Origin of the sequence: Streptomyces spororaveus (assembly GCF_016755875.1) — a bacterium.
Lineage (GTDB): Bacteria > Actinomycetota > Actinomycetes > Streptomycetales > Streptomycetaceae > Streptomyces > Streptomyces spororaveus.
On record NZ_BNED01000005.1, the window covers coordinates 5,685,150 to 5,708,402 of the forward strand.

Sequence of the window (23,253 nt, forward strand, 5' to 3'; positions counted from 1 at the left end):
TTCCGGAGAGAGGGGCCCCGCGGTGAACGACCGACAGGATCCGTACGACCCGTATGCCGCCCAGGAGCAGCAGCTCGTCGGCTACGACGCGTACGGGCGGCCGGTGTACGGCCAGGTGCCCGCGCAGCCCGCCCAGCCCGGACCGGCCGCCCCGCAGCAGTACGGGCAGCAGTACGAGCAGCACCAGCAGTACGGCTACGACTACCAGGGCTACGCCCAGCAGCAGCAGCAGTACTACCCGCAGCCGCAGCAGCCGGCCGCGCAGGAGTACCAGCAGCAGGAGTACACCCAGGCGCCCGCCCACGGGTACGACACGCAGCAGACCCAGCAGTGGATCCCGCAGCAGAACGCCCCCGAGGAGCCCCCGGCCCCCGCCGAGCGGCCGGCCGCCCAGGTCCCCGAGCCGCGCCGGCCGGACGGCGGGGAGGGCGGTGCGCGCCGCGGCGAGCACGACGGGGAGCCCGAGGCGGGCCGGGACTACCGCACCGAGATGTTCGCCTTCATCGACCAGCCGGACGAGGACTCCGAGGACGTCATCGACTGGCTCAAGTTCACCGAGAGCCGCACCGAACGCCGCGAGGAGGCCCGCCGCCGCGGCCGCAACCGGGTGGTGGCGCTGATCGTCGTCCTCGCCCTGTTCGTCGTCGGCGGCCTCGGCTACCTCTGGTACGCGGGCAAGCTGCCCTTCCTCGACGGCCCCGGCGACAAGAAGACCGGCGCCGCCGCCGACGCCGGCGCGCAGAAGCGGGACATGATCGTCGTCCACCTGCACAACACCAAGAAGGGCGGCACCTCCTCGGCGCTGCTCGTCGACAACGTCACGACCAAGCAGGGCGCCACCGTCCTGCTGCCGAACACCCTGTCCGTCACCGGCCAGGACGGGACGGCGACCGTGCTCGGCAAGTCCGTGGGGGAAGGCGGTCTCGGCACCCGCGAGGCCCTGGACTCCGTGCTCGGCACCCGCATCGGCGGCACCTGGCGCCTGGACACCCCCTTCCTGGAGAACCTGGTCGAGCTGGTCGGCGGCATCGAGGTCGACACCGACGCCGCGGTCCCGGCCGACGACGCGGCCAAGACCCCTGCCGTGGCCCAGGGCCAGAAGCAGAGCCTGAGCGGCCCGATGGCCGTGGCGTACGCCACGTTCCGCGGACCGGGCGAACCGGAGACCAAGCAGCTGGAACGCATGGGCAAGGTGCTCCAGGCGGTGCTGCGCAAGGTTCCGAGCGACCCGAAGGCGGCGGCCGTGACCGTCGAGAGCATCGGCCAGATCCTCGATCCGGCCCTGAACGCGCAGACCCTCGGCGCCCTGCTGTCCAAGCTCGGCGCGCACGCCAAGGTCGGCGCGTACCGCACGGACGTCCTCGCCGTGAAGGCGGACGGCACGCTCACGGACGACGCGAACAAGACGGTCGTCAAGGAGGTGCTCGGCGGCTCCGGCGCCGCGGCGCAGCCCGGCGCGGCCCCGCGCGTCGGCCTCAAGGACGCGACCGGCGACGAGAAGACGCAGATCGTGGCGAAGGCGGCGCTGGTGAACGGCGGCTACACCTTCGTCGACGGCGGCAAGGCCGACAAGACCGCGGCCACCTCGCAGATCACCTACCAGGACGACGCGCAGCGGGACCGCGCGATCGAGGTCGCCAAGACGCTGGCGCTGCCCGAGACGGTCGTGAAGAAGGGCGAGAACGCGGTGAACGCGGAGATCGTGGTGATCCTGGGCAAGGACTACAAGGCGTCCTGACCAGGCTCCGGAGCGGCCCCGAAGGAGGCTTTCGCCCGCGCGCGACGCTGCGCGCGGGCGGTGTCGGCGGTACATGAGACCCTTGTAAGGATCTGCCCGCCAACCCGAAAGCATGGCCAGTGACCGCCACGGACCGCTCCATCGAGCTCATCACCGCCGCCGCCCAGGCCGCGGCCGACCGGCTCGCGCACGACATCATCGCGTACGACGTCAGCGACGTGCTGTCGATCACCGACGCCTTCCTGCTCGCCTCGGCGCCCAACGACCGCCAGGTCAAGTCGATCGTCGACGAGATCGAGGAGCGCCTCCTCAAGGAGCTCGGCGCCAAGCCGGTGCGCCGCGAGGGCGACCGCGACGCCCGCTGGATCCTGCTCGACTACGTCGACATCGTCGTCCACGTCCAGCACAGCGAGGAGCGTGTCTTCTACGCGCTGGAGCGCCTGTGGAAGGACTGCCCCGAGATCGAGCTCCCCGAGGACGCCAAGCTCACCATCGGCAAGGCCGAGGAGCACGCCAAGCTGCGCGAGGCGGCGGGCGACGACGAACTGGACGGTGATCTGTTCTGAGCGCGACCACCTCGGGCAGGCCCGGCAGGAAGATCGTCCTCTGGCGGCACGGTCAGACCTCGTGGAACCTGGAGCGCCGCTTCCAGGGGTCCACGGACATCGAGCTGACCGCGACGGGCGTGGCGCAGGCGCGCCGCTCCGCGCGGTTGCTCGCCTCGCTGAAGCCGGATGCCATCGTGGCGTCCGACCTGCGGCGCGCCTCCGCCACGGCGGCGGAGCTGGCGGCCGTCACGGGGCTGGAGGTCTCGCACGACGAGGCGTTGCGCGAGACGTACGCCGGTGAGTGGCAGGGCCTCACGCACGACGAGATCCTCGAAAAGTACGGCGAGCAGTACGCGGCGTGGAAGCGCGGCGAACCGGTCCGCCGCGGCGGCGGTGAGCTGGAGACCGAGGTCGCCGACCGCGCCGCGCCGGTGGTGCTGGAACACGCCGACCGGCTGCCGCCGTCCGGCACCCTCGTCGTGGTCAGCCACGGCGGCACCATCCGTACGACGATCGGGCGCCTGCTCGGCCTGGACGCGTACGCGTGGGAGGGCCTCGGCGGCCTCTCCAACTGCTGCTGGTCCGTCCTCGGTGAGGGCGCGCGCGGCTGGCGTCTGCTGGAGCACAACGCCGGCACGCTGCCGGAACCGGTGCTCGGCGACGACGACTGAGCGGCCCTCTGCCGCTCCCCGGCGGGGCTGCCACCCGGATTTCACTTTCCGGCTGGGCACAGGCTAGAGTTCTTCTTGTTCGCAGCGCAGAACACCGGAGACGGGGGGAGCGCGGCGGAGAGCGGGGCTATAGCTCAGTTGGTAGAGCGCCTGCATGGCATGCAGGAGGTCAGGAGTTCAATTCTCCTTAGCTCCACAATCAGGATCCCGTCCCCAACAGGGGGCGGGATCCTTGCTTTTGTACCCTTTGCGTTTGCTGACCTGGCCCGCACCGGCATGGCAGAATCGTGACCGCCGGAGGGGGAGACGACGGCCCGACGCGGGAGGGAGTCGCTGACGGATGGGTGCACACCGGCGCCGGTGCGACTGGTGCAACAACGGCACGCCGATCGTGCGGGACATGGACCCGGTCAACCCCGACTACCAGTACTGGTGCGAGGAATGCGCTCGGGCGCTGATCATAAAAGGCGACCCGATCGAGACGTACCGCGAGCTGGAAGGGGAGCCGATCTACGGGCGGCTGCTCGACGAGCACTGCACGCTCAAGCGGTTCTACCAGTTCGCCAGAGCGTGACAAGTTGGCTCAAATCGGACATGGTCTCTGGTGGGTGGAAACCGATTTTTGGACCAGGGCCATGACCGTGTAATGTTTGGGATGTCGCCAAGGGGAACCGGCAAGGGAAACCGAAGCGGCAAGCACAACAAGGGGCTATAGCTCAGTTGGTAGAGCGCCTGCATGGCATGCAGGAGGTCAGGAGTTCAATTCTCCTTAGCTCCACAGTGAAGAAGCGGGCCACCCGGATCGGGTGGCCCGCTTCTCGTTGTGCCCCGCGCGCGCCTCGGGCCCTGTGCCCGTCTCCGTGTCGACGGGTGGAACGGCCGAGCGTCGGAACGGGCCGCTGCGGTACCCTGACGCCATGCGTGCCGTACGCCTTCTGCTTACCGAGCCGCGCTGATCAGTGCCGACCCTTCGAGACGGTCGGACCCGGCGCGGCGCCCCCTCCTGTGCGAGGGGTTTTTTCGTTTGGGCAGGCAGAGACGGCAGAGACGATCGATGGAGCTTCAGAAATCATGAGCGAGACGAACACCCCGGCCCCCGAGGCGGCCGAGGCGCACCGCTACACGGCTGCCATGGCCGCCGACATCGAGGCACGCTGGCAGGACGTCTGGGACGCGCAGGGCACGTACGAGGCCCCGAACCCGACCGGTGACCTGGCCGGGGACCCCGCAGTGGTCGCACGGCCCAAGAAGTTCATCATGGACATGTTCCCGTACCCCTCCGGTGCGGGCCTGCACGTCGGACACCCGCTCGGCTACATCGCCACCGACGTCTTCGCCCGCCACCAGCGGATGACCGGCCACAACGTCCTGCACACCCTGGGCTTCGACGCCTTCGGCCTGCCGGCCGAGCAGTACGCCGTGCAGACCGGTACGCACCCGCGGGTCTCGACCGAGGCCAACATCGAGAACATGAAGGTCCAGCTGCGCCGGCTGGGCCTGGGCCACGACAAGCGCCGCTCGTTCGCCACGATCGACCCGGACTACTACAAGTGGACCCAGTGGATCTTCCTGCAGATCTACAACTCCTGGTACGACGCGGACGCGAAGAAGGCCCGGCCGATCACCGAGCTGGTCGCCGCCTTCGAGGACGGCTCCCGTGAGGTCCCCGGCGGCCGTGCCTGGTCCGAGCTGACCGCGGCGGAGCGCGCCGACGTACTGAACGAGTACCGCCTGGCGTACTCCTCGGACGCGCCGGTGAACTGGTGCCCCGGGCTGGGCACCGTACTGGCCAACGAGGAGGTCACCGCGGACGGCCGGTCCGAGCGCGGCAACTTCCCGGTCTTCAAGTCCCGGCTGAGCCAGTGGAACATGCGGATCACCGCCTACGCCGACCGGCTGATCGACGACCTGGACGCGCTGGACTGGCCCGAGGCCATCAAGCTGCAGCAGCGGAACTGGATCGGCCGCAGCGAGGGCGCGCGCGTCGACTTCGCGCTGGGCGACGAGGCCATCACCGTCTTCACCACCCGTCCGGACACGCTGTTCGGCGCCACCTACATGGTGCTGGCGCCCGAGCACCCGCTGGTCGAGAAGTTCATCCCGGCCGCCTGGCCCGAGGGCACCCACGACGTGTGGACCGGCGGGCACGCCACCCCGGCGGAGGCCGTCGCGGCCTACCGCAAGCAGGCCGCCTCGAAGTCGGACGTCGAGCGGCAGGCCGAGGCCAAGGACAAGACCGGTGTCTTCACCGGCGAGTACGCGATCAACCCGGTCAGCGGTGACAAGGTCCCGGTCTTCATCGCGGACTACGTGCTGATGGGCTACGGCACCGGCGCGATCATGGCCGTCCCGGCGCACGACGGACGCGACTTCGAGTTCGCGCGCGCCTTCGAGCTGCCGATGCGCTGCGTCGTGGAGCCGTCGGACGGGCGCGGCACCGACCCGGCCGAGTGGGACGACGCCTTCGTCTCCTACGACGCGAAGCTGGTCAACTCGACGGGCGAGGGCATCGCCCTGGACGGCCTGGGCGTCGTCGAGGCGAAGGCCGCGATCACCGACTGGCTGACCGAGCGCGGCATCGGCGAGGGGACGGTCAACTTCCGGCTGCGCGACTGGCTGTTCAGCCGTCAGCGCTACTGGGGCGAGCCCTTCCCGATCGTCTACGACGAGGACGGCGTCGCGCACTCGCTGCCCGAGTCGATGCTGCCCCTGGAGCTGCCGGAGGTCGAGGACTACTCCCCGCGCACCTTCGAGCCGGACGACGCCACGTCCAAGCCGGAGACCCCGCTGTCGCGCAACGGCGAGTGGGTGAACGTGGAGCTGGACCTGGGCGACGGCCGGGGCGTGCGTTCCTTCCGCCGCGAGACCAACACCATGCCCAACTGGGCCGGTTCCTGCTGGTACGAGCTGCGCTACCTGGACCCGAACAACGCGTCGGCCCTGGTGGACCCGGAGATCGAGCAGTACTGGATGGGTCCGCGCGAGGGCGCTCCGCACGGCGGTGTCGACCTGTACGTGGGCGGGGCCGAGCACGCGGTGCTGCACCTGCTGTACGCCCGCTTCTGGTCGAAGGTGCTGTTCGACCTGGGGCACGTCTCCTCGGCGGAGCCGTTCCACAAGCTCTTCAACCAGGGCATGATCCAGGCGTACGCGTACACCGACGCGCGCGGTGTCTACGTGCCCGCGGCCGAGGTCGAGGAGCGCGACGGCGGCTACTTCTACCAGGACCAGCCGGTCAAGCGTGAGCACGGCAAGATGGGCAAGTCCCTGAAGAACGCCGTCACGCCGGACGAGATCTGCGAGGAGTACGGCGCGGACACGCTGCGCCTGTACGAGATGGCGATGGGCCCGCTGGACGTCTCCCGTCCGTGGGACACCCGGGCCGTGGTGGGCCAGTACCGGCTGCTGCAGCGCCTGTGGCGCAACATCGTGGACGAGGAGACCGGCGCGGTCACCGTCGTCGACGGAGAGCCGGGCGAGGACACCCTGCGCGCGCTGCACAAGGCGATCGACGGGGCCGGCTCGGACCTGACCGGGCTGCGCTTCAACACCGCCATCGCGAAGATCACCGAGCTGAACAACGCCCTGACGAAGGCCGGCCGCCCGCTGGAGCGCTCGGTCGCCGAGGCCCTGGTGCTGCTGGTCGCCCCGCTGGCCCCGCACATCGCGGAGGAGCTGTGGCACCGCCTGGGTCACAGCGAGTCCGTGGTCCACCAGGACTTCCCGGTCGCGGACCCGGCGTACGTCGTGGACGAGAGCGTGACGTGCGTGGTGCAGGTCAAGGGCAAGGTCAAGGCGCGGCTGGAGGTGTCGCCGACGATCTCCGAGGCGGAGCTGGAGCAGCTGGCCGTGACCGATGAGGGTGTCGTGGCGGCGCTGGGCGGCGCGGAGATCCGCAAGGTGATCGTGCGCGCGCCGAAGCTGGTGAACATCGTCATCTGAGAGCGCGCCCCCGCATGGGGGTGATCCCGTACGGGCAGGTTGGGGGTTCGATTGGAACCCCTGGCCTGCCCGTGGCGTTTACCGTGGAGGAGAAGAGCGACGCTTGGGGAAAGGGGCCGTCATGGAGGTCGCGTTGATCATTTTCGCGCTGATGCTGCTGGCTTTCGTCGGCCTCGGCGCGTACCTCACGGTCAAGGCGGTGGGAGCGGCCAAGCGGGGCGTGGAGCGCACGGTCGTGCAGGCGCGGCGCACGGTCGAGGACACCACGCTGCGGGCCAAGAGCTTCGGCCAGGTCGGAGTGGTGGGGGCGCTGGCACAGGTGCGGCTGGACCTGCGGACCTCGATGCGCGCCACCCAGCAGGCGCTGGCCGACGGGGTCCGGGCGGATGCCTCGCTGCGGGAGTCCCTGGGGCTGTTCGAGCAGCTGAGCGCGCACGGGCACGAGCTCGACGGTGAGCTGAAGCGGCTGGAGCAGGAGCCCGACCGGCGGCGCACCGCCGAGCTCCTCCCGGACCTGCGCGAGCGCGCGGCACAGATCATCAAGGCCGCCGACTCCCTGCGGTGGGCGGCCCGTGACCGGGCCAGGCGGTTCGCGGCGGACGACCTGTCCCTCTTGTCGGAGCAGATCGAGATGGAGTCGGGCGCGCTGCGCGACTGGTCCCGCGAACCGGCGGACGACCTGGCGGCCGCGGCCGCCGAGTGGGACGCCGCGCAGTCCGCGCCGTCCGCCCACTCCGCACCGGCCGCACCCGCTGCACCGGCCGCACCCGCTGCACCGGCTGCACCGGCTGCACCGGCTGCACCGGCTGCACCGGCGCCGAAGCCGACCCCCACGGCCCCGCCGGCCGCCTTGAACCCGCCGACTCCGACGGTGCAGTACCCGTGGCAGAAGGCCCCGCGCCCGGAGAGCGCCGGCTGACACCCCCGCCGGGACCCGGGCCCGCCGGGACCCGGCCCCCGCGCGCTCCGTAGGCTCTGGCCACCACCGCGGCAGCGGTACGCCCGGACCCCACCCCGCCCGGGTCGGGGGCCCAGGCTGCCGTCGAGGCCCCACTGGCGGTAACCTCCGGCTCATGTCCCGCCATGTCGCCATCGTCACCGATTCCACGGCCTATCTGCCCCGACCGGCCATGGCGCGGCACGGAATCACCGCCGTCCCGCTCACCGTGGTGCTCGGTGGTGAGGCCCTTGAGGAAGGCACCGAGATCTCGGCGCGCAGCCTGGCCCTTGCCCTGCAGAAGCGCCGCTCGGTCACCACCTCCCGCCCCAGCACGGAGGAGTTCGTCCGGGCCTACCGGGCCGCGGCGGACGCCGGCGCGACCGGCATCGTCAGCCTGCACCTGTCCGCCGAGTTCTCCGGCACCTACGACGCGGCCGTGGTCGCCGCCAGGACCGCACCCGTACCGGTCCGTGTCCTGGACACGGGCATGGTCGCGATGGCCCTCGGTTTCTGCGCGCTCGCCGCCGCCGAGGTGGCCGAGGCGGGCGGATCCGTGGACGAGGCCGTGGCGGCCGCCGAGAAGCGGGCGGCGGACATGGCCGCGTACTTCTACGTCGACACCCTCGACTACCTCCGCCGCGGCGGCCGGATCGGGGCGGCCCAGGCCCTCCTCGGCTCCGCCCTGGCGGTGAAGCCCCTGCTCACGCTGGACGGCGGGCGGATCGAGATGCTGGAGAAGGTCCGTACGTCCTCCAAGGCCATCGCCCGCCTGGAGGAGCTGGCCGTCGAACGCGCCGGGTCCGCCGACGTGGACGTGGCGGTGCACCACCTGGCGGCTCCGGAGCGGGCGGAGAAGCTCGCCGAGCGGCTCCGCGAGCGCATCCCCGGACTGGTCGAGCTGCACGTCAGCGAGGTCGGTGCGGTGATCGGGGCACACACCGGCCCGGGGCTGCTGGCGGCGGTCGTCTCGCCCCGCTGAACACGCCGCCCTCACCGGAACGAGTGGCTGGGTTATCCACAACGATCTTTTTTTCCACTGGAATTGAGTGTTCCGAACGGGGGCGCGGATCGGCCCCTACGGTCGTGGCATGAATCTTCGAGCGCGTGCTTCGCATCCGTCGGGCGCCACCAGTGGCCCGGGCCGTTCCCGTCTCTCCGACGGCCGGCTTTCCGACAGCCGTTCCTCCGACGGCCGGCTTTCCGACAGCCGGCGCCGGCATCGTCGGACGGCTCGTGGCCGACGGGTTCCCCATCCGGATGCGGGCGTGGTGCGCCGACGGGCCGAGGCGCTGCTGGGCGGCAGCAGCCCGCCGCAGGCCCCGCCCCCGCCCCCGCCACCCCGCGCCGTCCAGGCGCCGCCCGCGGCCCCGGAGGGGCTGGATGCCCAGGCACCGCCCGATGAGCCGTCCGGGCTGTCCTCAGGGGCCGCGAGGAGGGCGGCCGTGCGGGAGCGTCTGCCGCTGTGGCTGCAGGACCGCTGCGAGGTGCGGCCGCGTGCGGTGGCCGCCGTCGGGGTGGTGCTGCTCGCCGCCGTCGGTCTCGCCGGGCAGCAGTACTGGTCGGCCCGGCCGCGCGCGGTGACCGTGCCCGCGGTGGTCGCCCCGGGGGCCGTACCGGCGGCTGCCACGGCACCGGCGGCCGGAGTTCCGGCCGCGGGGGTGGAAGCCGGAGCGGCCGCGCGGATCGTCGTCGACGTCAGCGGCAAGGTCCGGGATCCCGGGGTGCGGCGGCTGCCCGCCGGTTCGCGGGTGGAGGACGCCTTGGCCGCCGCCGGGGGAGTGCCTCCCGGCACCGACACGACCGGGCTGAACCGGGCCCGCGTGCTGGTCGACGGCGAGCAGGTGGTGGTCGGCGCGCCGGCGCAGCCGCCACCGGCCGGGCCGGGCGGCGGTGCCGGCTCGGCCTCCGGCTCCGGGTCCGGCTCCGGCTCGGGCCCTGGTTCCGGCCCGCTGAGTCTGGGGTCGGCCACGGTCGCCCAGCTCGACGGCCTGCCCGGCGTCGGGCCGGTGCTGGCGCAGCACATCGTCGATTTCCGCACCGCCCGCGGCGGCTTCCGCTCCGTGGAGGAGCTCCGCCAGGTCGTCGGCATCGGTGAGCGGCGCTTCGCCGACCTGCGTAAGCTGGTGCGGCCGTGAACCGCCCGGTGGGTCCGGTCCCGCCGGACCTCCGCCTCGCGGTGCCCGCCGTGGCCGCCTGGGCGGCGGCCGCCCTCGCCCTGGACGCGCCCGTCCACCGGACCGCCCTCGGGGTGGGCCTGGGGATGGCCTGCGCGGGCCTGCTGATGCTGGGCGCGTGCCGGCGCCCGGGACCCCTGTGGCGGCTCGCCCCGGCCGCGGCGGCGGCCCTGCTGTGCGCGGCCGCCGGAGCCGGGGTGGCGGGGCTCCAGCGGGCCGAGGCGAGGGCCGGGCCGGTGGCGGGGCTGGCGCGGGAGCACGCCCGCGTCCTCGCGGAGCTCACCGTCGGCTCCGACCCCAGGGCCGCCCGGAGCGGGAGCGGACCACCGGTGACGGTGCTGGACGCGGTGGTGACCCGGGTGACCGGGCCCGACGGGTCGAGCACCCGGGTCGAGACCCCGGTGCGGGTGCTGGCCGGGCACCCGGGATGGGCCAGGCTGCAGCCTTCCACCCGGGTGACGGTGGTCGCCCGGCTGGCTCCGGCGCGGGGCGGGGAGCGGGCCGTGGCGCTGTTCCGTCCGGCCGGTGACACCCCGCCCGGGGTGACCGGCGGCCCGGACACCGTCCAGCGGCTCGCGGGGCGGCTGCGGGCCGGACTGCGCGAGGCCACCGAGGGGCTTCCCCCGGATGCCCGGGCCCTGCTGCCGGGGCTGGTCGTCGGGGACACGTCCAGGGTTCCGCCCGATCTGCACGAGGCCTTCCGGGCCACCGACCTGCTGCACCTGCTGGCCGTCTCGGGGTCCAACCTGACCGTGGTCCTGTTCCTGCTCATCGGACCCCCGGCCCGCGCGCAACAGGCCGAACGGAGCGGGCTGGCACCCCGACTCGGGCTCTCGCTCCGGGTGACCGCCCTGTGCGGGGCGGCCCTGACGCTGGCGTTCGTGGTGGTGTGCCGGCCGGAGCCGAGCGTGCTGCGGGCCGCTGCCTGCGGCGCGGTCACCCTGCTGGCCATCGCCACCGGGCGGCGCAGGTCCCTGATCCCGGCCCTGGGCGCGGCCGTGCTGCTGCTGGTGCTCCACGACCCGTGGCTGGCCCGCAGCCACGGCTTCCTGCTCTCCGTGCTGGCCACCGGGGCGCTGCTCACCCTCGCTCCCCGGTGGAGCGCAGCCCTGCGGCGCCGTGGGGCGGGGCCGCGGCTCGCCGAGGCGCTGGGTGCCGCGGCGGCCGCGCAGGCGGTGTGCGCGCCCGTGGTGGCCGTGCTCGCCGCCCGGGTCAGCCTGGTGGCGGTGCCGTGCAATCTGCTGGCCGAGCTGGCGGCCGGTCCCGCGACGGTGCTCGGTTTCGCCGCGCTCGCGGTGTCCCCGGTGTGGATGCCCGCCGCCGAGCTGCTCGCCCGGTGCGCGGGGGTGCCGGCCGGGTGGATCGCGGGCGTGGCCCGGGCCGGGGCCCGGTTCCCGGGCGCGGAGCTGCCGTGGCCGGGCGGGCTCACCGGCGGCGTTCTGCTGGCCGCCGCCACCCTGGCCGTCGTCGTGGTCGGCGGCGCCCGGTTCCGCGGCCGGGGGTGGCTCTGCTCCGCCCTGGCGGCGCTGCTGCTCCTGGTCGTACTGCGGCCGCCGCAGCTCACCCGTACGCTCTCCGGCTGGCCTCCGCCCGACTGGAGCTACGTCCAGTGCGCCGTCGGGCAGGGGGACGCGGCCGTGCTCGCCGTCGGCCCCGGCGAGGCCCTGGTGGTGGACGCCGGCCCGGAGCCCGGCCCGGTGGACGAGTGCCTGCGCGCCCTCGGTGTGCGGCGGGTGCCGCTGCTCCTGCTGACGCACTTTCACGCCGATCACGTGGGAGGCCTGCCGGGGGTGCTGCGGGGCAGGTCCGTGGGTGTGATCCAGGCCACCGCGCTGGAAGAGCCGCCGGGACAGGCCGAGTTCGTCCGGCGGACCGCCGCGGCCGCCGGTGTGCCGATCGTGCGGGCGGCGCAGGGGGAGCGGCGCCGGGCCGGGCCGTTCACATGGCAGGTGCTCTGGCCGCCGTCGGCCGGACCGCTGCCCGAAGGGCCCAACGACGCGAGCGTCGCCCTGCTGGTGCGCGGCGCCGGACTGACCCTGCTCCTGCTCGGCGACCTCGAACCGCCCGCTCAGCAAGCCCTCCTGAGGGCTCATCCGGACCTCGGTCCGGTGGACGTCCTCAAGGTCGCCCACCACGGCTCCGCGCACCAGGACCCGGAGCTCTACGCCCGGGTCCGGCCGCGGCTCGCGCTCGTTCCCGTCGGCGCGGGCAACCGGTACGGGCACCCCGCGCCCCGTACGCTCGCCCGGCTGCGGGAGCTGGGCGCGACCGTGCTGCGCACCGACACGGACGGCTCGATCGCCGTCACCGGGAGTGGAGTTCGACTACGGTCATTTCCGGCCATCCGGCGGCGGAATCGACGCGGCCATACCGGGCGCGACCACTCTGTTTGCCCACAACCCGACAGCATGATCGAATGCGTCTTCGCCAGACCGGTCCAAGTCCACACAGCACGGGGGTGCATCAGTCATGTTCAGTCGCAGACGGGGGATGGAGACGGCCGGGACTGCCGGAAGTTCCGGCCCGTCCACATCCGCGACACTGACGCTGCCGCCGACGGCGCGTCTGCTCAGCTGCCGGGTCCTCGACACGGTCCACCGCCCGCTCCGGCAGGCGACGTTCGAGGTGACCGACCCGATCGGCCGTCGGATCGTCAGCGGCGAGACCGATCCGTACGGCGGCTTCACCGCGGCCGTGCCGGAGGGGGAGTACCGGCTCTCCGTGACCGCCGAGGGCTACGCGCCCTTCCACGGGGTGACGATCGTGGGGGACCCGGCGCAGCCCGGTACCGCCGAGATCGTCCTGGACGCGGTGGAGCCGCCGCTGCTGCCGCAGCCCGGCCACTGGGAGCTCGACCCGACCCACTCGACCATCGGCTTCACGGCCCGCCACATCGGCCTGGCCCGGATCCGCGGCCGGTTCACCACGTTCGCCGGGGCGGTGCGGATAGCCGAGCGCATGGAGGACTCCTCCATGCACGTGATCATCGACGCGGCGAGCATCGACACCGGGGTGCGGATGCGCGACGACCACCTGAGGTCGGCGGACTTCCTGGACGCGGTCCGCCACCCCACGGTCGAGTTCTACAGCGAGCGGTTCATCCACCGCAGCGGCGGCCGCTGGACCGTCGCCGGGGCGCTCACGCTCCACGGCGTGAGCCGGTCCGTGACCCTGGACACCGAGTACCTCGGTCTGGGCACGGGCCTGGAGGGCGAGCTCCGGGCGGCCTGCCGGGCCACCACCGAGCTGCACCGCGAGGACTTCACCCTCAACTGGCAGTCGATGCTGGCGCAGGGGATCGCGGCCATCGGTTCGAGCGTGGAAGTGACCCTGGACGTCCAGGCCGTGCGCAAGGCCTGAGGTGCGCGGGCGGAGGCCCCCTACGGGGCTTCCAGCCAGCCCTCGTACTCGGCGGCGAGGTCGTCCAGCGAGGTGCTGTCGAGCCGTTCCTGCGGATCCTCGACGACCACCAGCCACTGGGCGTCCTCGGCGTCGTCCTCGCCGGCGAGCGCGTCGCGGACCAACTGCGGTTCCTCCGGGAGGCCGAAGCGGTCGACGGCCTCCTGGGCCACCTCCTCGGCGGCGTCGCGGTCGGGCAGGACGAGTACATGTCGCACATTCACGCGACCATTCTCGGGCACGCGGGGCGGGGGGCTGTCGGTGCGGCGTGGGATGCTGGAGCCGATGGCCACCAGGAAGAACTCCACCGACGATCCGCTTGCCCCGCTCACCCTCGCGGTGGGGCAGGAGGAGCTGCTGCTCGACCGCGCCGTGCGCGAGGTGGTGGCGGCCGCCCGTGCCGCCGACGCCGACACGGACGTCCGCGATCTCGCCTCCGAGCAGCTCCAGCCCGGCACGCTCGCCGAGCTGACGAGCCCCTCGCTCTTCTCCGAGCGCAAGGTCCTGATCGTGCGGGGCGCGCAGGACCTGTCCGCCGACTCCGTCAAGGAGGTCAAGGCCTACCTCGCCGCGCCCTACGAGGAGATCATCCTGGTCCTCCTGCACGCGGGCGGCGTCAAGGGCAAGGGCCTGCTGGACGCCGCGCGCAAGGCGGGCGCCCGGGAGATCGCCTGCCCGAAGATGACGAAGGCCGCCGACCGGCTGTCCTTCGTTCGCGGCGAATTCCGCACGCTCGGCCGCTCGGCGACCCCGGAGGCCTGCCAGAACCTGGTGGACGCCATCGGCAGCGACCTGCGGGAGCTGGCGAGCGCGGCCGCGCAGTTGTGCGCCGACGTCGAGGGCACCATCGACGAAGCCGTCGTCGCCCGCTACTACACGGGCCGGGCCGAGGCCTCCAGCTTCACGGTCGCCGACAGGGCGGTCGAGGGGCGGGCGGCCGAGGCCCTGGAGGCCCTGCGCTGGTCCCTGGCCACCGGGGTGGCGCCGGTCCTGATCACCAGCGCCCTGGCGCAGGCGGTCCGGGCGATCGGCAAGCTCGCCTCCGCCCCCCGCGGGGCCCGCCCCGGCGACCTCGCCCGGGACCTGGGCATGCCGCCCTGGAAGATCGACCGGGTCCGCCAGCAGATGCGCGGCTGGTCGGCGGACGCGGTCTCGGACGCCCTGCGCGCCGTGGCCGACGCCGACGCCGGGGTCAAGGGCGGCGGAGACGATCCCGAGTACGCCCTGGAGAAGGCCGTGGTGGCGGTGGCCAGCGCGGCCCGCCCCCAGCGCAGGTAGCGAAGCCGTACCGCGGCGCGCAGCGGCCGGCGCCGGCCGCCGCCGCGCCGCGTACCGCCCCGGGACAGCCACACGGCTGAGCCCGTGCGCCGGGGCCCGCCAGGCAGCACGAAGGCCCCGGCCACCACCCTGGGGAAGGGCGGAGGCCGGGGCCTTCGGTTACTTCTGGATTGCTCCGCACCCGCGTGGCGAACGCTTCGTGTGCGGAGCGGGGTGCCGGTCAGGAGCGGGAGAGAGGGCCCACTGGGTCCCTTCCGGCGATCACATCAGGGAGCTCAGCCCTGCAGGGAGGCAACCTTGGTGGCCAGCGCCGACTTCTTGTTGGCGGCGGCGTTCTTGTGGATGACACCCTTCGAGACAGCCTTGTCGAGCGCACGCGCGGCAGCGCGAGAAGCCACGGTGGCCTTCTCGACGTCACCGGCGAGGACGGCCTCGCGGGCCTTGCGGATCGCGGTCTTGAGCGAGGACTTGACGGCCTTGTTGCGCAGGCGCGCCTTCTCGTTCGTCTTGTTCCGCTTGATCTGGGACTTGATGTTCGCCACGAAAGAGCCTTTTCAGGTTCAGAGTTTGATCTTCGGATTGTGTCCCGACAGCTGAGAGGGCATACGAGACACAGCTGCCCAGGCTACCAGGCACGCTAGGGGCGGCCCAAACCGAGCGCACTGCCCCGTCCATGGGACCATGGGAGTCTGCGTATAGATCCGACATCGCGCCGCCGAGAGCGACGGGAGCCGGACTTTCGCTCCGACCGACGCTCCGCAAACGCTTCCGACTGCGACCGAGAATCAGGACACTGCGTGCCCGCGATCCCCAGCCACGTGCCCGAGCCGAGCCGTACCGACTCGGCGCTGATCCGCAACTTCTGCATCATCGCGCACATCGACCACGGCAAGTCGACCCTTGCCGACCGGATGCTCCAGATCACCGGTGTGGTCGACCAGCGGCAGATGCGCGCCCAGTACCTCGACCGCATGGACATCGAGCGTGAGCGAGGCATCACGATCAAGTCCCAGGCGGTCCGGCTGCCCTGGGCGCCCACCACGGGCGAGGGTCAGGGCAACACCCACATCCTCAACATGATCGACACCCCCGGGCACGTCGACTTCACCTACGAGGTCTCGCGCTCCCTCGCCGCCTGCGAGGGCACCGTCCTCCTGGTGGACGCCGCCCAGGGCATCGAGGCGCAGACCCTCGCCAACCTGTACCTGGCGATGGAGAACGACCTCGCGATCGTCCCCGTCCTGAACAAGATCGACCTGCCGGCCGCCCAGCCGGAGAAGTTCGCCGAGGAACTCGCGAACCTGATCGGCTGCCAGCCCGAGGACGTGCTGCGCGTCTCGGCGAAGACCGGTCTCGGCGTCGAGGCGCTGCTCGACAAGGTCGTCGCCACGGTCCCGGCCCCGGTCGGCGTCAAGGACGCCCCGGCCCGCGCCATGATCTTCGACTCCGTCTACGACTCGTACCGCGGCGTCGTCACGTACGTCCGTGTGGTCGACGGCCAGCTGAACAAGCGCGAGCGCATCCGGATGATGTCCACCGGCGCCACCCACGAGCTGCTGGAGATCGGTGTCTCCTCCCCGGAGATGACCCCCTCCGACGGCATCGGCGTCGGCGAGGTGGGCTACATCATCACCGGCGTGAAGGACGTCCGTCAGTCCAAGGTCGGTGACACCATCACCAGCCTGCACAACGGTGCGACCGAGGCCCTCGGCGGCTACAAGGACCCGCGGCCGATGGTCTTCTCCGGCCTCTACCCGCTCGACGGCTCGGACTACCCGGACCTGCGCGAGGCCCTGGACAAGCTCCAGCTCAACGACGCCGCGCTCGTCTACGAGCCGGAGACCTCGGCGGCGCTCGGCTTCGGCTTCCGCGTCGGCTTCCTCGGCCTGCTCCACCTGGACGTGGTCCGCGAGCGCCTGGAGCGCGAGTTCGGCCTCGACCTCATCGCCACCGCGCCCAACGTGGTCTACCGGGTGGTCATGGAGGACGGCAAGGAAGTCACCGTCACCAACCCGAGCGAGTTCCCCGAGGGCAAGATCTCGGACGTGTTCGAGCCGGTCGTCCGGGCCACCGTCCTCGCGCCCACCGAGTTCATCGGCGCGATCATGGAGCTGTGCCAGCAGCGCCGCGGCACCCTCCTCGGCATGGACTACCTCTCCGAGGACCGGGTCGAGATCCGCTACACCCTCCCGCTCGCGGAGATCGTCTTCGACTTCTTCGACCAGCTGAAGTCCAAGACGCGCGGTTACGCCTCCCTGGACTACGAGCCCACGGGCGAGCAGTCCGGCAGCCTCGTCAAGGTCGACATCCTGCTGCACGGCGACAAGGTCGACGCCTTCTCCGCCGTCACGCACAAGGACGCCGCCTACGCCTACGGCGTGCGCCTCGTCGCCAAGCTGCGCGAGCTCATCCCGCGGCAGGCCTTCGAGGTGCCGATCCAGGCCGCCATCGGCTCCCGCGTCATCGCCCGCGAGACCATCCGCGCCATCCGCAAGGACGTCCTCGCCAAGTGCTACGGCGGTGACATCTCCCGTAAGCGGAAGCTGCTGGAGAAGCAGAAGGAAGGCAAGAAGCGGATGAAGATGGTCGGCTCCGTGGAGGTCCCGCAGGAGGCCTTCATCGCCGTCCTCTCCAGTGACGAGTCCGGCGGCAAGAAGAAGTAGCAGCCCCGCCGTCACCCGACGCGAGCAGGCCCCCGCACTCAGGTGCGGGGGCCTGTTTCGTTATGAAGCGGCCGCTCGCGGGCCCTTACGCGCACGCCGGTCGCGCTCTAGTCTGATCACTGCTCGACGGTTACTCGCCAGTTTAAAAAGTCAAAGGCTGCCAAACCCGCCAGTCCCCAGCGCCCCCCAGCGCCCCACGCCCACGCACTACCGCGTGGATCGGTCCGGAGGATGTCGTGAGCGACACACAGACCTATCTCGAGAACCGCCCGCCCACCGTGGCGGTGCTCTTCCTTGAGCGCGTCGCAGCGACGCCCGACGACGAGGCCTACCGGTACCCGGTGCCGGCGGCCGACGGCCGGAGCGGCGCCGACGACTGGAAATCACTCAGCTGGGGCCAGGCGGCCGAGCGGGTGTTCGCCATCGCCGGCGGGCTGATCGCCCTCGGCCTGGAAACGGAGGAGCGCGTCGCGCTCGCCTCCAACACCCGGGTCGACTGGATCCTCTCCGACCTCGGCGTGATGTGCGCCGGCGGCGCGGTCACCACGATCTACCCCAGCACCAACGCGGACGAGTCGGCGTTCATCCTCTCGGACTCCGAGAGCCGGGTGCTCATCGCCGAGGACGCGCAGCAGCTGGCGAAGGCGCGCGAGCGCCGCGCCGAGCTGCCCAGGCTCGCCCACGTCGTGGTCCTGGACGCCGCCGACGCGGTCGCCGCCGAGGGCGACCCCGAGGGCTGGGTGCTCTCCCTCGCCGAGCTGGAGGAGCGTGGCAAGGAGTACCTCGCCAAGCACCCCGCGGCGGTCAAGGAGCGGGTCGCGGCCATCACCTCCGACCAGCTCGCCACCCTCATCTACACCTCCGGCACCACCGGCCGTCCCAAGGGCGTCCGGCTGCCGCACGACAACTGGTCGTACATGGCCAAGGCCATGGTCGCCACCGGGCTGATCGGCAAGGAGGACGTCCAGTACCTGTGGCTGCCGCTGGCCCACGTCTTCGGCAAGGTGCTGACCTCCGGGCAGATCGAGGCCGGGCACGTGACCGCCGTCGACGGCCGGATCGACAAGATCATCGAGAACCTGCCGATCGTGCAGCCGACCTACATGGCCGCCGTCCCGCGCATCTTCGAGAAGGTCTACAACGGCGTGGCCGCCAAGGCCCGGGCCGCCGGCGGAGCCAAGTACAAGATCTTCCAGTGGTCGGTCGGCGTCGCCCGCGAGTACGCCAAGGTCACGCAGGACAACTTCCGCCGCACCGGCCAGGCGACCGCCCCCTTCGGCCTCACCACCAAGCACAAGATCGCCGACGCGCTCGTCTACTCCAAGCTCCGCGAGGCCTTCGGCGGGAAGCTGCGGGCCGCCGTCTCCGGCGCCTCCGCCCTGGCCCCCGAGATCGGCTTCTTCTTCTCCGGCGCGGGCGTCCACATCCTGGAGGGCTACGGCCTGACCGAGTCCAGCGCGGCCTCCTTCGTCAACCCGGGCGAGGCCTACCGCACCGGCACGGTCGGCAAGCCGCTCCCCGGCACCGAGGTCCGCATCGCCGACGACGGCGAGGTGCTGCTGCGCGGCCCCGGCATCATGCAGGGCTACCACCGGCAGCCGGACAAGACCGCCGAGGTCCTGGAGTCCGACGGCTGGCTGCACACGGGCGACATCGGAGAGCTGTCGGCCGACGGCTACCTGCGCATCACCGACCGCAAGAAGGACCTGATCAAGACCTCGGGCGGCAAGTACGTCGCCCCGGCCGAGATCGAGGGCCAGTTCAAGGCGATCTGCCCGTACGTGTCGACGATCGTCGTGCACGGCGCCGACCGTAACTTCTGCTCCGCGCTGATCGCCCTCGACGAGCCGTCGATCCTGGTCTGGGCGGCCGAGAACGGGCTGGAGGGCAAGACGTACCAGCAGGTCCTGGCGGCGCCGGAGACCAACCGCCTGATCGAGACGTACGTACAGACCCTGAACGAGGGCCTGCAGCGCTGGCAGACGGTCAAGAAGTTCCGGCTGCTGCCGCGCGACCTCGACGTCGAGCACGGCGACCTCACGCCCAGCCTGAAGCTGAAGCGACCGGTGGTCGAGCGTGAGTTCAAGCACCTGATCGAGGAGATGTACGAGGGGTCCCGCGAGGCGTAGCGCCTGCGGCGGGCCAGGCGGGGCCGGGCGGTGGCCCGCCCCGCCGACCCCGCCGTTCCCGGGCGGCCCCGTGTCTCGGCTGCGACCGGCTCCCGGGGCTCCGCCCCGGACCCCGCGCCTCAAACGCCGGCGGGGCCGGATGCGAGGTCGGCGGGAGCGCCCGGCCCGGTGCGGGATGATGGGGGTATGCCTTCCGCACTCCCCGACGGTGAACCCATGCCCGAAGACGGCTCGCTGCCGTCGCATGCCCTGGCGGGCGCGGAGGAGCGGCCGCTCGGGTTCTACCTGCACGTCCCGTACTGCGCCACGCGCTGCGGGTACTGCGACTTCAACACCTACACGGCCACCGAGCTGCGGGGCACCGGCGGTGTGCTCGCCTCCCGGGAGAACTACGCCGACACCCTGATCGACGAGGTCAGGCTGGCGCGGAAGGTGCTCGGGGACGACCCGCGGCAGGTCCGGACCGTCTTCGTCGGCGGCGGCACGCCCACGCTGCTGCCCGCCGCCGACCTCGTACGCATGCTCGCGGCGATCCGGGACGAGTTCGGCCTGGCCGAGGACGCCGAGATCACCACGGAGGCCAATCCGGAGTCCGTGGACCCGGCATACCTGGCCGAGCTGCGCGCCGGAGGCTTCAACCGGGTCTCCTTCGGCATGCAGAGCGCCAAGCAGCACGTCCTGAAGGTGCTCGACCGCACCCACACGCCGGGGCGCCCCGAGGCGTGCGTCGCGGAGGCGCGGGCGGCGGGCTTCGAGCACGTCAACCTCGACCTGATCTACGGCACCCCGGGGGAGTCCGACGAGGACTGGCGCGCGACGCTCTCGGCGGCGCTGGGGGCCGGGCCGGACCACATCAGCGCCTACGCGCTGATCGTCGAGGAGGGCACGCAGCTGGCGCGCCGGATCCGCCGAGGCGAGGTCCCCATGACCGACGACGACGTCCACGCCGACCGCTACCTGATCGCCGACGAGGTCATGGCCCAGGCCGGCTACTCCTGGTACGAGGTGTCGAACTGGGCCACCTCGGAGGCCGGACGCTGCCTGCACAACGAGCTGTACTGGCGCGGCGCCGACTGGTGGGGCGCCGGGCCCGGCGCGCACTCGCACGTGGGCGGGGTGCGGTGGTGGAACGTGAAGCACCCGGGCGCGTACGCCGCCGCGCTCGCGGAGGGCCGATCCCCCGGCGCCGGACGCGAGCTCCTCTCGGAGGAGGACCGCCGGGTCGAGCGGATCCTGCTGGAGCTGCGCCTCGTGGACGGCGTCCCGCTGTCCCTGCTCGCCCCGGCCGGCCTCACGGCGTCCCGCAAGGCCCTCGCGGACGGCCTCCTGGCCCCCGGCCCGTACGAGGCGGGCCGGGCCGTCCTGACCCTGCGCGGGCGGCTGCTGGCCGACGCGGTGGTCCGGGACCTGGTGGACTGATCACTCCACGGAGTGAATTGCTGCGGATCAGGGCAGGTGCCGCCTAGCCTGTTCATAGTCTTCTGCCGCAATGCCCGGCGGCAGAAGTGGAGGGCACGGAGATGACCGCTGTGGACGATCGCCGGATGACCGAGTACTTCGAGAGCTTCGAGGCTCCCGAGGGGGTCAAGGTCGAGCTCCTCAGGGGGGAAATCGTGATGATGGCGGGGCCGGACGTCGTCCACAACCTGATCGTCCTGTTCGTCCAGCGGCAGGTCCCGGTGGGACGCTGGTATCCGCTCCAGACCCAGGACGTGGACATTCCTGCAGAGTCGTCCGAGCCGCAGCCGGACCTCGTGGTCCTGCCGGCCGAGGCAGCGCCGGAGTCGGGCCGCCTGGTGCCCGCCTCGGCCCTGGCGATGGTGGTGGAGGTCGTCTCCAAGACCAGCAAGCTGCGCGACTACGTGACGAAGCGCTCGATCTACGCGGCCGGCGGCATCCCAACGTACTTGATCATTGACCCGTTCCAGGCCAAGTGCGTCGTGCTCACCGAACCCTTTGGCGCGGGAGAAGAGGCCGACTACCGAACCGAGCGGACCAGCAAGTTCGGTGAACCGGTCCCGCTCGATGTCCTCGGCCTCACCCTCGATACCGCGGAGTTCGGCACCCTGCCGTAGTTCAGGCCGGCGCCGTGACGAAGTCGATCAGCTCCTCCACGCGGCCCAGCAGGACCGGCTCCAGGTCCTTGTAGGACGTCACCCGGGACAGGATGTGCTGCCAGGCGGCGCCGGTGTTCTCCGGCCAGCCCAGCGCCCGGCAGACGCCCGTCTTCCAGTCCTGGCCCGGCGGGATCACCGGCCACGCCGGGATGCCCAGTGCGGACGGCTTCACCGCCTGCCAGACGTCCACGTACGGGTGGCCCACGATCAGCACGTCCGGCGAGGTCACCGACGCCGCGATACGGGACTCCTTCGAGCCCGGCACGAGGTGGTCGACCAGGATGCCGAGGCGGGCGTCCGCGGCCGGGCCGAAGCCGGCGACGACGGCCGGGAGGTCGTCGATGCCCTCCAGGTACTCCACCACCACGCCCTCGATCCGCAGGTCGTCGCCCCAGACCCGTTCGACCAGCTCCGCGTCGTGCCGGCCCTCGACGTAGATCCGGCCGGCCCGCGCCACCCGCGCCCGCGCCCCGGGGACGGCGAGCGACCCCGACGCCGTACGGGCCGGCGCCGCCGGGCCCCGGGGCGGACGGACCAGGGTGACCACCGCGCCGTCCAGCAGGAACCCGCGCGGCTCCATCGGGAACACCCGGCGCTTGCCGAAGCGGTCCTCCAGGGTCACCGTGCCCGCCTCGCAGGCCACCACCGCGCCGCAGAAGTCCGTACCCGCCACCTCGACCACCAGGTCGGGGTCCGCCGCCACCTCCGGCACGGCCTTGGGGCGCTTCCACTGCGGGGTCAGGTCGGGGGAGTACTCGCGCATCCGGCCGACAGTAGGAGAGCCGCGCGCGTCACGCCTCCGACACGCCGAAACGGGCCGCCAGTGTGGCGCGTTGCGCACGGACGAAGTCCGCGCCGACCACCGCTCCGTGACCCGGCACGTACAGTGCGTCGTCCCCGCCCAGCGACAGCAGCCGGTCCAGGGCCGCGGGCCACCGCGCGGGCGTGGCGTCCGGGCCCGCCATGGGCTCACCCGACTCCTCGACCAGGTCCCCGCAGAAGACCACCTCGCGTTCGCCCGGGACGAAGACGGCCAGGTCGTGCCCGCTGTGCCCGGGCCCCACATTGGCCAGCAGCACCTGTACGCCGCCCAGTTCCAGCGTCCACTCGCCCGACACCTCGTGCCGGGGCAGCACCAGCTGGTTCACCGCCTCCGCCGCCTCGGCCTCCGCGAGCCCGTGCTTCACGGCGTCCTCGCGCAGCTCCTCGCGTTCCGCCGACAGCAGTGCGGCGAGCCCGACCGCCCCGAACACCTCGGCCCCGGCGAAGGCCGCCCCGCCGAGCACGTGATCGAAATGACCGTGCGTGAATGCGATATGGGTCACGCGCCGACCCGTCAGCCGCTCCGCCTCGGCCCGGACCTCGGCGCCCTCGCGCAGACACGAACCGGGGTCGATCAGAAGGACCGAATCCTCGCCCACCACCAGCCCCACGGTGCAGTCCCACACCGGCAGGCGCCGCCGGCCGGCCCGTCCCGTCAGCCGTTCCCAGCCCGACCCTTCCCAACGCACGTCCATACGGCGACGCTACCCTGGCGGGCCTCCCTTGCCAGGGGCTTACCGCCCGGCCGTACACTGAGCGGGGGCTCTCTGGCACTCGAACGATCAGAGTGCCAGACCACGTGCCAGAACACGGCAGACACGGCAGAACACGG

The 23,253-nt window shown here is 72.2% G+C and carries 18 protein-coding genes, 2 tRNA genes and 1 pseudogene; 17 read left to right on the top strand and 4 right to left on the bottom strand.

The genetic code is table 11. The annotated features are described in order from the left end of the window. Positions 1–22: 22 nt before the first annotated feature. The 12 genes and pseudogenes from Sspor_RS28045 to Sspor_RS28100 all read left to right on the top strand — a co-directional run bounded on the left by Sspor_RS28045 (position 23) and on the right by Sspor_RS28100 (position 13,373). Positions 23–1,738, top strand: a complete 1,716-nt coding sequence (locus Sspor_RS28045) for an LCP family protein (protein WP_202201595.1) — start codon at positions 23–25, stop codon at positions 1,736–1,738. A 119-nt stretch (positions 1,739–1,857) separates the two neighbouring features. Further along, a complete protein-coding gene (rsfS, locus tag Sspor_RS28050) occupies positions 1,858–2,304 on the top strand; it encodes a ribosome silencing factor (RefSeq protein WP_030008628.1) in 447 nt (148 codons plus the stop codon). Next, on the top strand, positions 2,301–2,957 hold the full coding sequence (locus tag Sspor_RS28055; protein ID WP_202203909.1) for a histidine phosphatase family protein: 657 nt from the start codon (positions 2,301–2,303) through the stop codon (positions 2,955–2,957). Before rsfS ends, Sspor_RS28055 begins: the two co-directional genes overlap by 4 nt. 123 nt (positions 2,958–3,080) lie before the next feature. Next, a tRNA-Ala gene (locus tag Sspor_RS28060) sits at positions 3,081–3,153 on the top strand. 144 nt (positions 3,154–3,297) lie between these two features. Then, on the top strand, positions 3,298–3,531 hold the full coding sequence (locus tag Sspor_RS28065) for a hypothetical protein (protein WP_008738908.1): 234 nt from the start codon (positions 3,298–3,300) through the stop codon (positions 3,529–3,531). A 131-nt stretch (positions 3,532–3,662) separates the two neighbouring features. Beyond that, positions 3,663–3,735: transfer RNA gene (locus Sspor_RS28070), tRNA-Ala, on the top strand. Positions 3,736–4,028: 293 nt separating this feature from the next. Further along, positions 4,029–6,899: a leucine--tRNA ligase gene (leuS, locus tag Sspor_RS28075; protein WP_202201596.1), complete on the top strand. Its 2,871-nt coding sequence runs from the start codon at positions 4,029–4,031 to the stop codon at positions 6,897–6,899. Positions 6,900–7,020: 121 nt separating this feature from the next. Beyond that, complete coding sequence (locus tag Sspor_RS28080; protein WP_202201597.1) at positions 7,021–7,818, top strand: hypothetical protein; 798 nt, start codon at positions 7,021–7,023, stop codon at positions 7,816–7,818. 154 nt (positions 7,819–7,972) lie between these two features. Then, positions 7,973–8,818, top strand: coding sequence for a DegV family protein (locus Sspor_RS28085; protein ID WP_202201598.1), 846 nt, complete (start codon positions 7,973–7,975; stop codon positions 8,816–8,818). Between the two features lie 286 nt (positions 8,819–9,104). Continuing rightward, on the top strand, positions 9,105–9,974 hold the full coding sequence (locus tag Sspor_RS28090; RefSeq protein ID WP_372499651.1) for a ComEA family DNA-binding protein: 870 nt from the start codon (positions 9,105–9,107) through the stop codon (positions 9,972–9,974). Positions 9,975–10,120: 146 nt separating this feature from the next. Beyond that, positions 10,121–12,346 (top strand): annotated as a pseudogene (locus Sspor_RS28095) (ComEC/Rec2 family competence protein); the annotation flags it as partial. Positions 12,347–12,482: 136 nt separating this feature from the next. Then, on the top strand, positions 12,483–13,373 hold the full coding sequence (locus Sspor_RS28100) for a YceI family protein (RefSeq protein WP_202201600.1): 891 nt from the start codon (positions 12,483–12,485) through the stop codon (positions 13,371–13,373). Positions 13,374–13,393: 20 nt separating this feature from the next. On the opposite strand, the gene Sspor_RS28105 is transcribed toward Sspor_RS28100, so the two are convergent. Further along, entirely contained in the window at positions 13,394–13,636 is a 243-nt protein-coding gene (locus Sspor_RS28105) for a hypothetical protein (RefSeq protein ID WP_202201601.1), read from the bottom strand. Between the two features lie 61 nt (positions 13,637–13,697). Between Sspor_RS28105 and holA the strand changes: the two genes are divergently transcribed. Then, positions 13,698–14,690 carry a DNA polymerase III subunit delta gene (gene holA / locus Sspor_RS28110; protein WP_202201602.1) on the top strand — a complete coding sequence of 331 codons (993 nt, stop codon included), beginning with the start codon at positions 13,698–13,700 and terminating at the stop codon, positions 14,688–14,690. Between the two features lie 275 nt (positions 14,691–14,965). Here holA and rpsT read toward each other — a convergent pair whose 3' ends face one another. After that, complete coding sequence (gene rpsT / locus Sspor_RS28115; RefSeq protein WP_030010251.1) at positions 14,966–15,232, bottom strand: 30S ribosomal protein S20; 267 nt, start codon at positions 15,230–15,232, stop codon at positions 14,966–14,968. Positions 15,233–15,487: 255 nt separating this feature from the next. On the opposite strand from rpsT, the gene lepA reads away from it, so the two are divergent. The 4 genes from lepA to Sspor_RS28135 all read left to right on the top strand — a co-directional run bounded on the left by lepA (position 15,488) and on the right by Sspor_RS28135 (position 21,557). Then, positions 15,488–17,353, top strand: coding sequence for a translation elongation factor 4 (gene lepA, locus Sspor_RS28120; RefSeq protein ID WP_030384650.1), 1,866 nt, complete (start codon positions 15,488–15,490; stop codon positions 17,351–17,353). 236 nt (positions 17,354–17,589) lie between these two features. After that, the gene (locus tag Sspor_RS28125; RefSeq protein ID WP_202201603.1) at positions 17,590–19,482 is read left to right on the top strand and encodes an AMP-dependent synthetase/ligase; all 1,893 of its coding nucleotides are present in this window, start codon (positions 17,590–17,592) and stop codon (positions 19,480–19,482) included. A 186-nt stretch (positions 19,483–19,668) separates the two neighbouring features. After that, positions 19,669–20,901, top strand: a complete 1,233-nt coding sequence (hemW, locus tag Sspor_RS28130; protein WP_202201604.1) for a radical SAM family heme chaperone HemW — start codon at positions 19,669–19,671, stop codon at positions 20,899–20,901. Between the two features lie 101 nt (positions 20,902–21,002). Then, positions 21,003–21,557, top strand: a complete 555-nt coding sequence (locus Sspor_RS28135) for a Uma2 family endonuclease (protein WP_202201605.1) — start codon at positions 21,003–21,005, stop codon at positions 21,555–21,557. Between the two features lies 1 nt (position 21,558). On the opposite strand, the gene Sspor_RS28140 is transcribed toward Sspor_RS28135, so the two are convergent. Both Sspor_RS28140 and Sspor_RS28145 read right to left on the bottom strand, forming a co-directional pair. Continuing rightward, positions 21,559–22,362 (bottom strand): DUF3097 domain-containing protein, encoded by an 804-nt coding sequence (locus Sspor_RS28140; RefSeq protein WP_202201606.1) that lies wholly within the window; start codon positions 22,360–22,362, stop codon positions 21,559–21,561. A gap of 28 nt (positions 22,363–22,390) precedes the next feature. Continuing rightward, positions 22,391–23,116, bottom strand: a complete 726-nt coding sequence (locus Sspor_RS28145) for an MBL fold metallo-hydrolase (RefSeq protein WP_202201607.1) — start codon at positions 23,114–23,116, stop codon at positions 22,391–22,393. Positions 23,117–23,253: the final 137 nt, after the last annotated feature.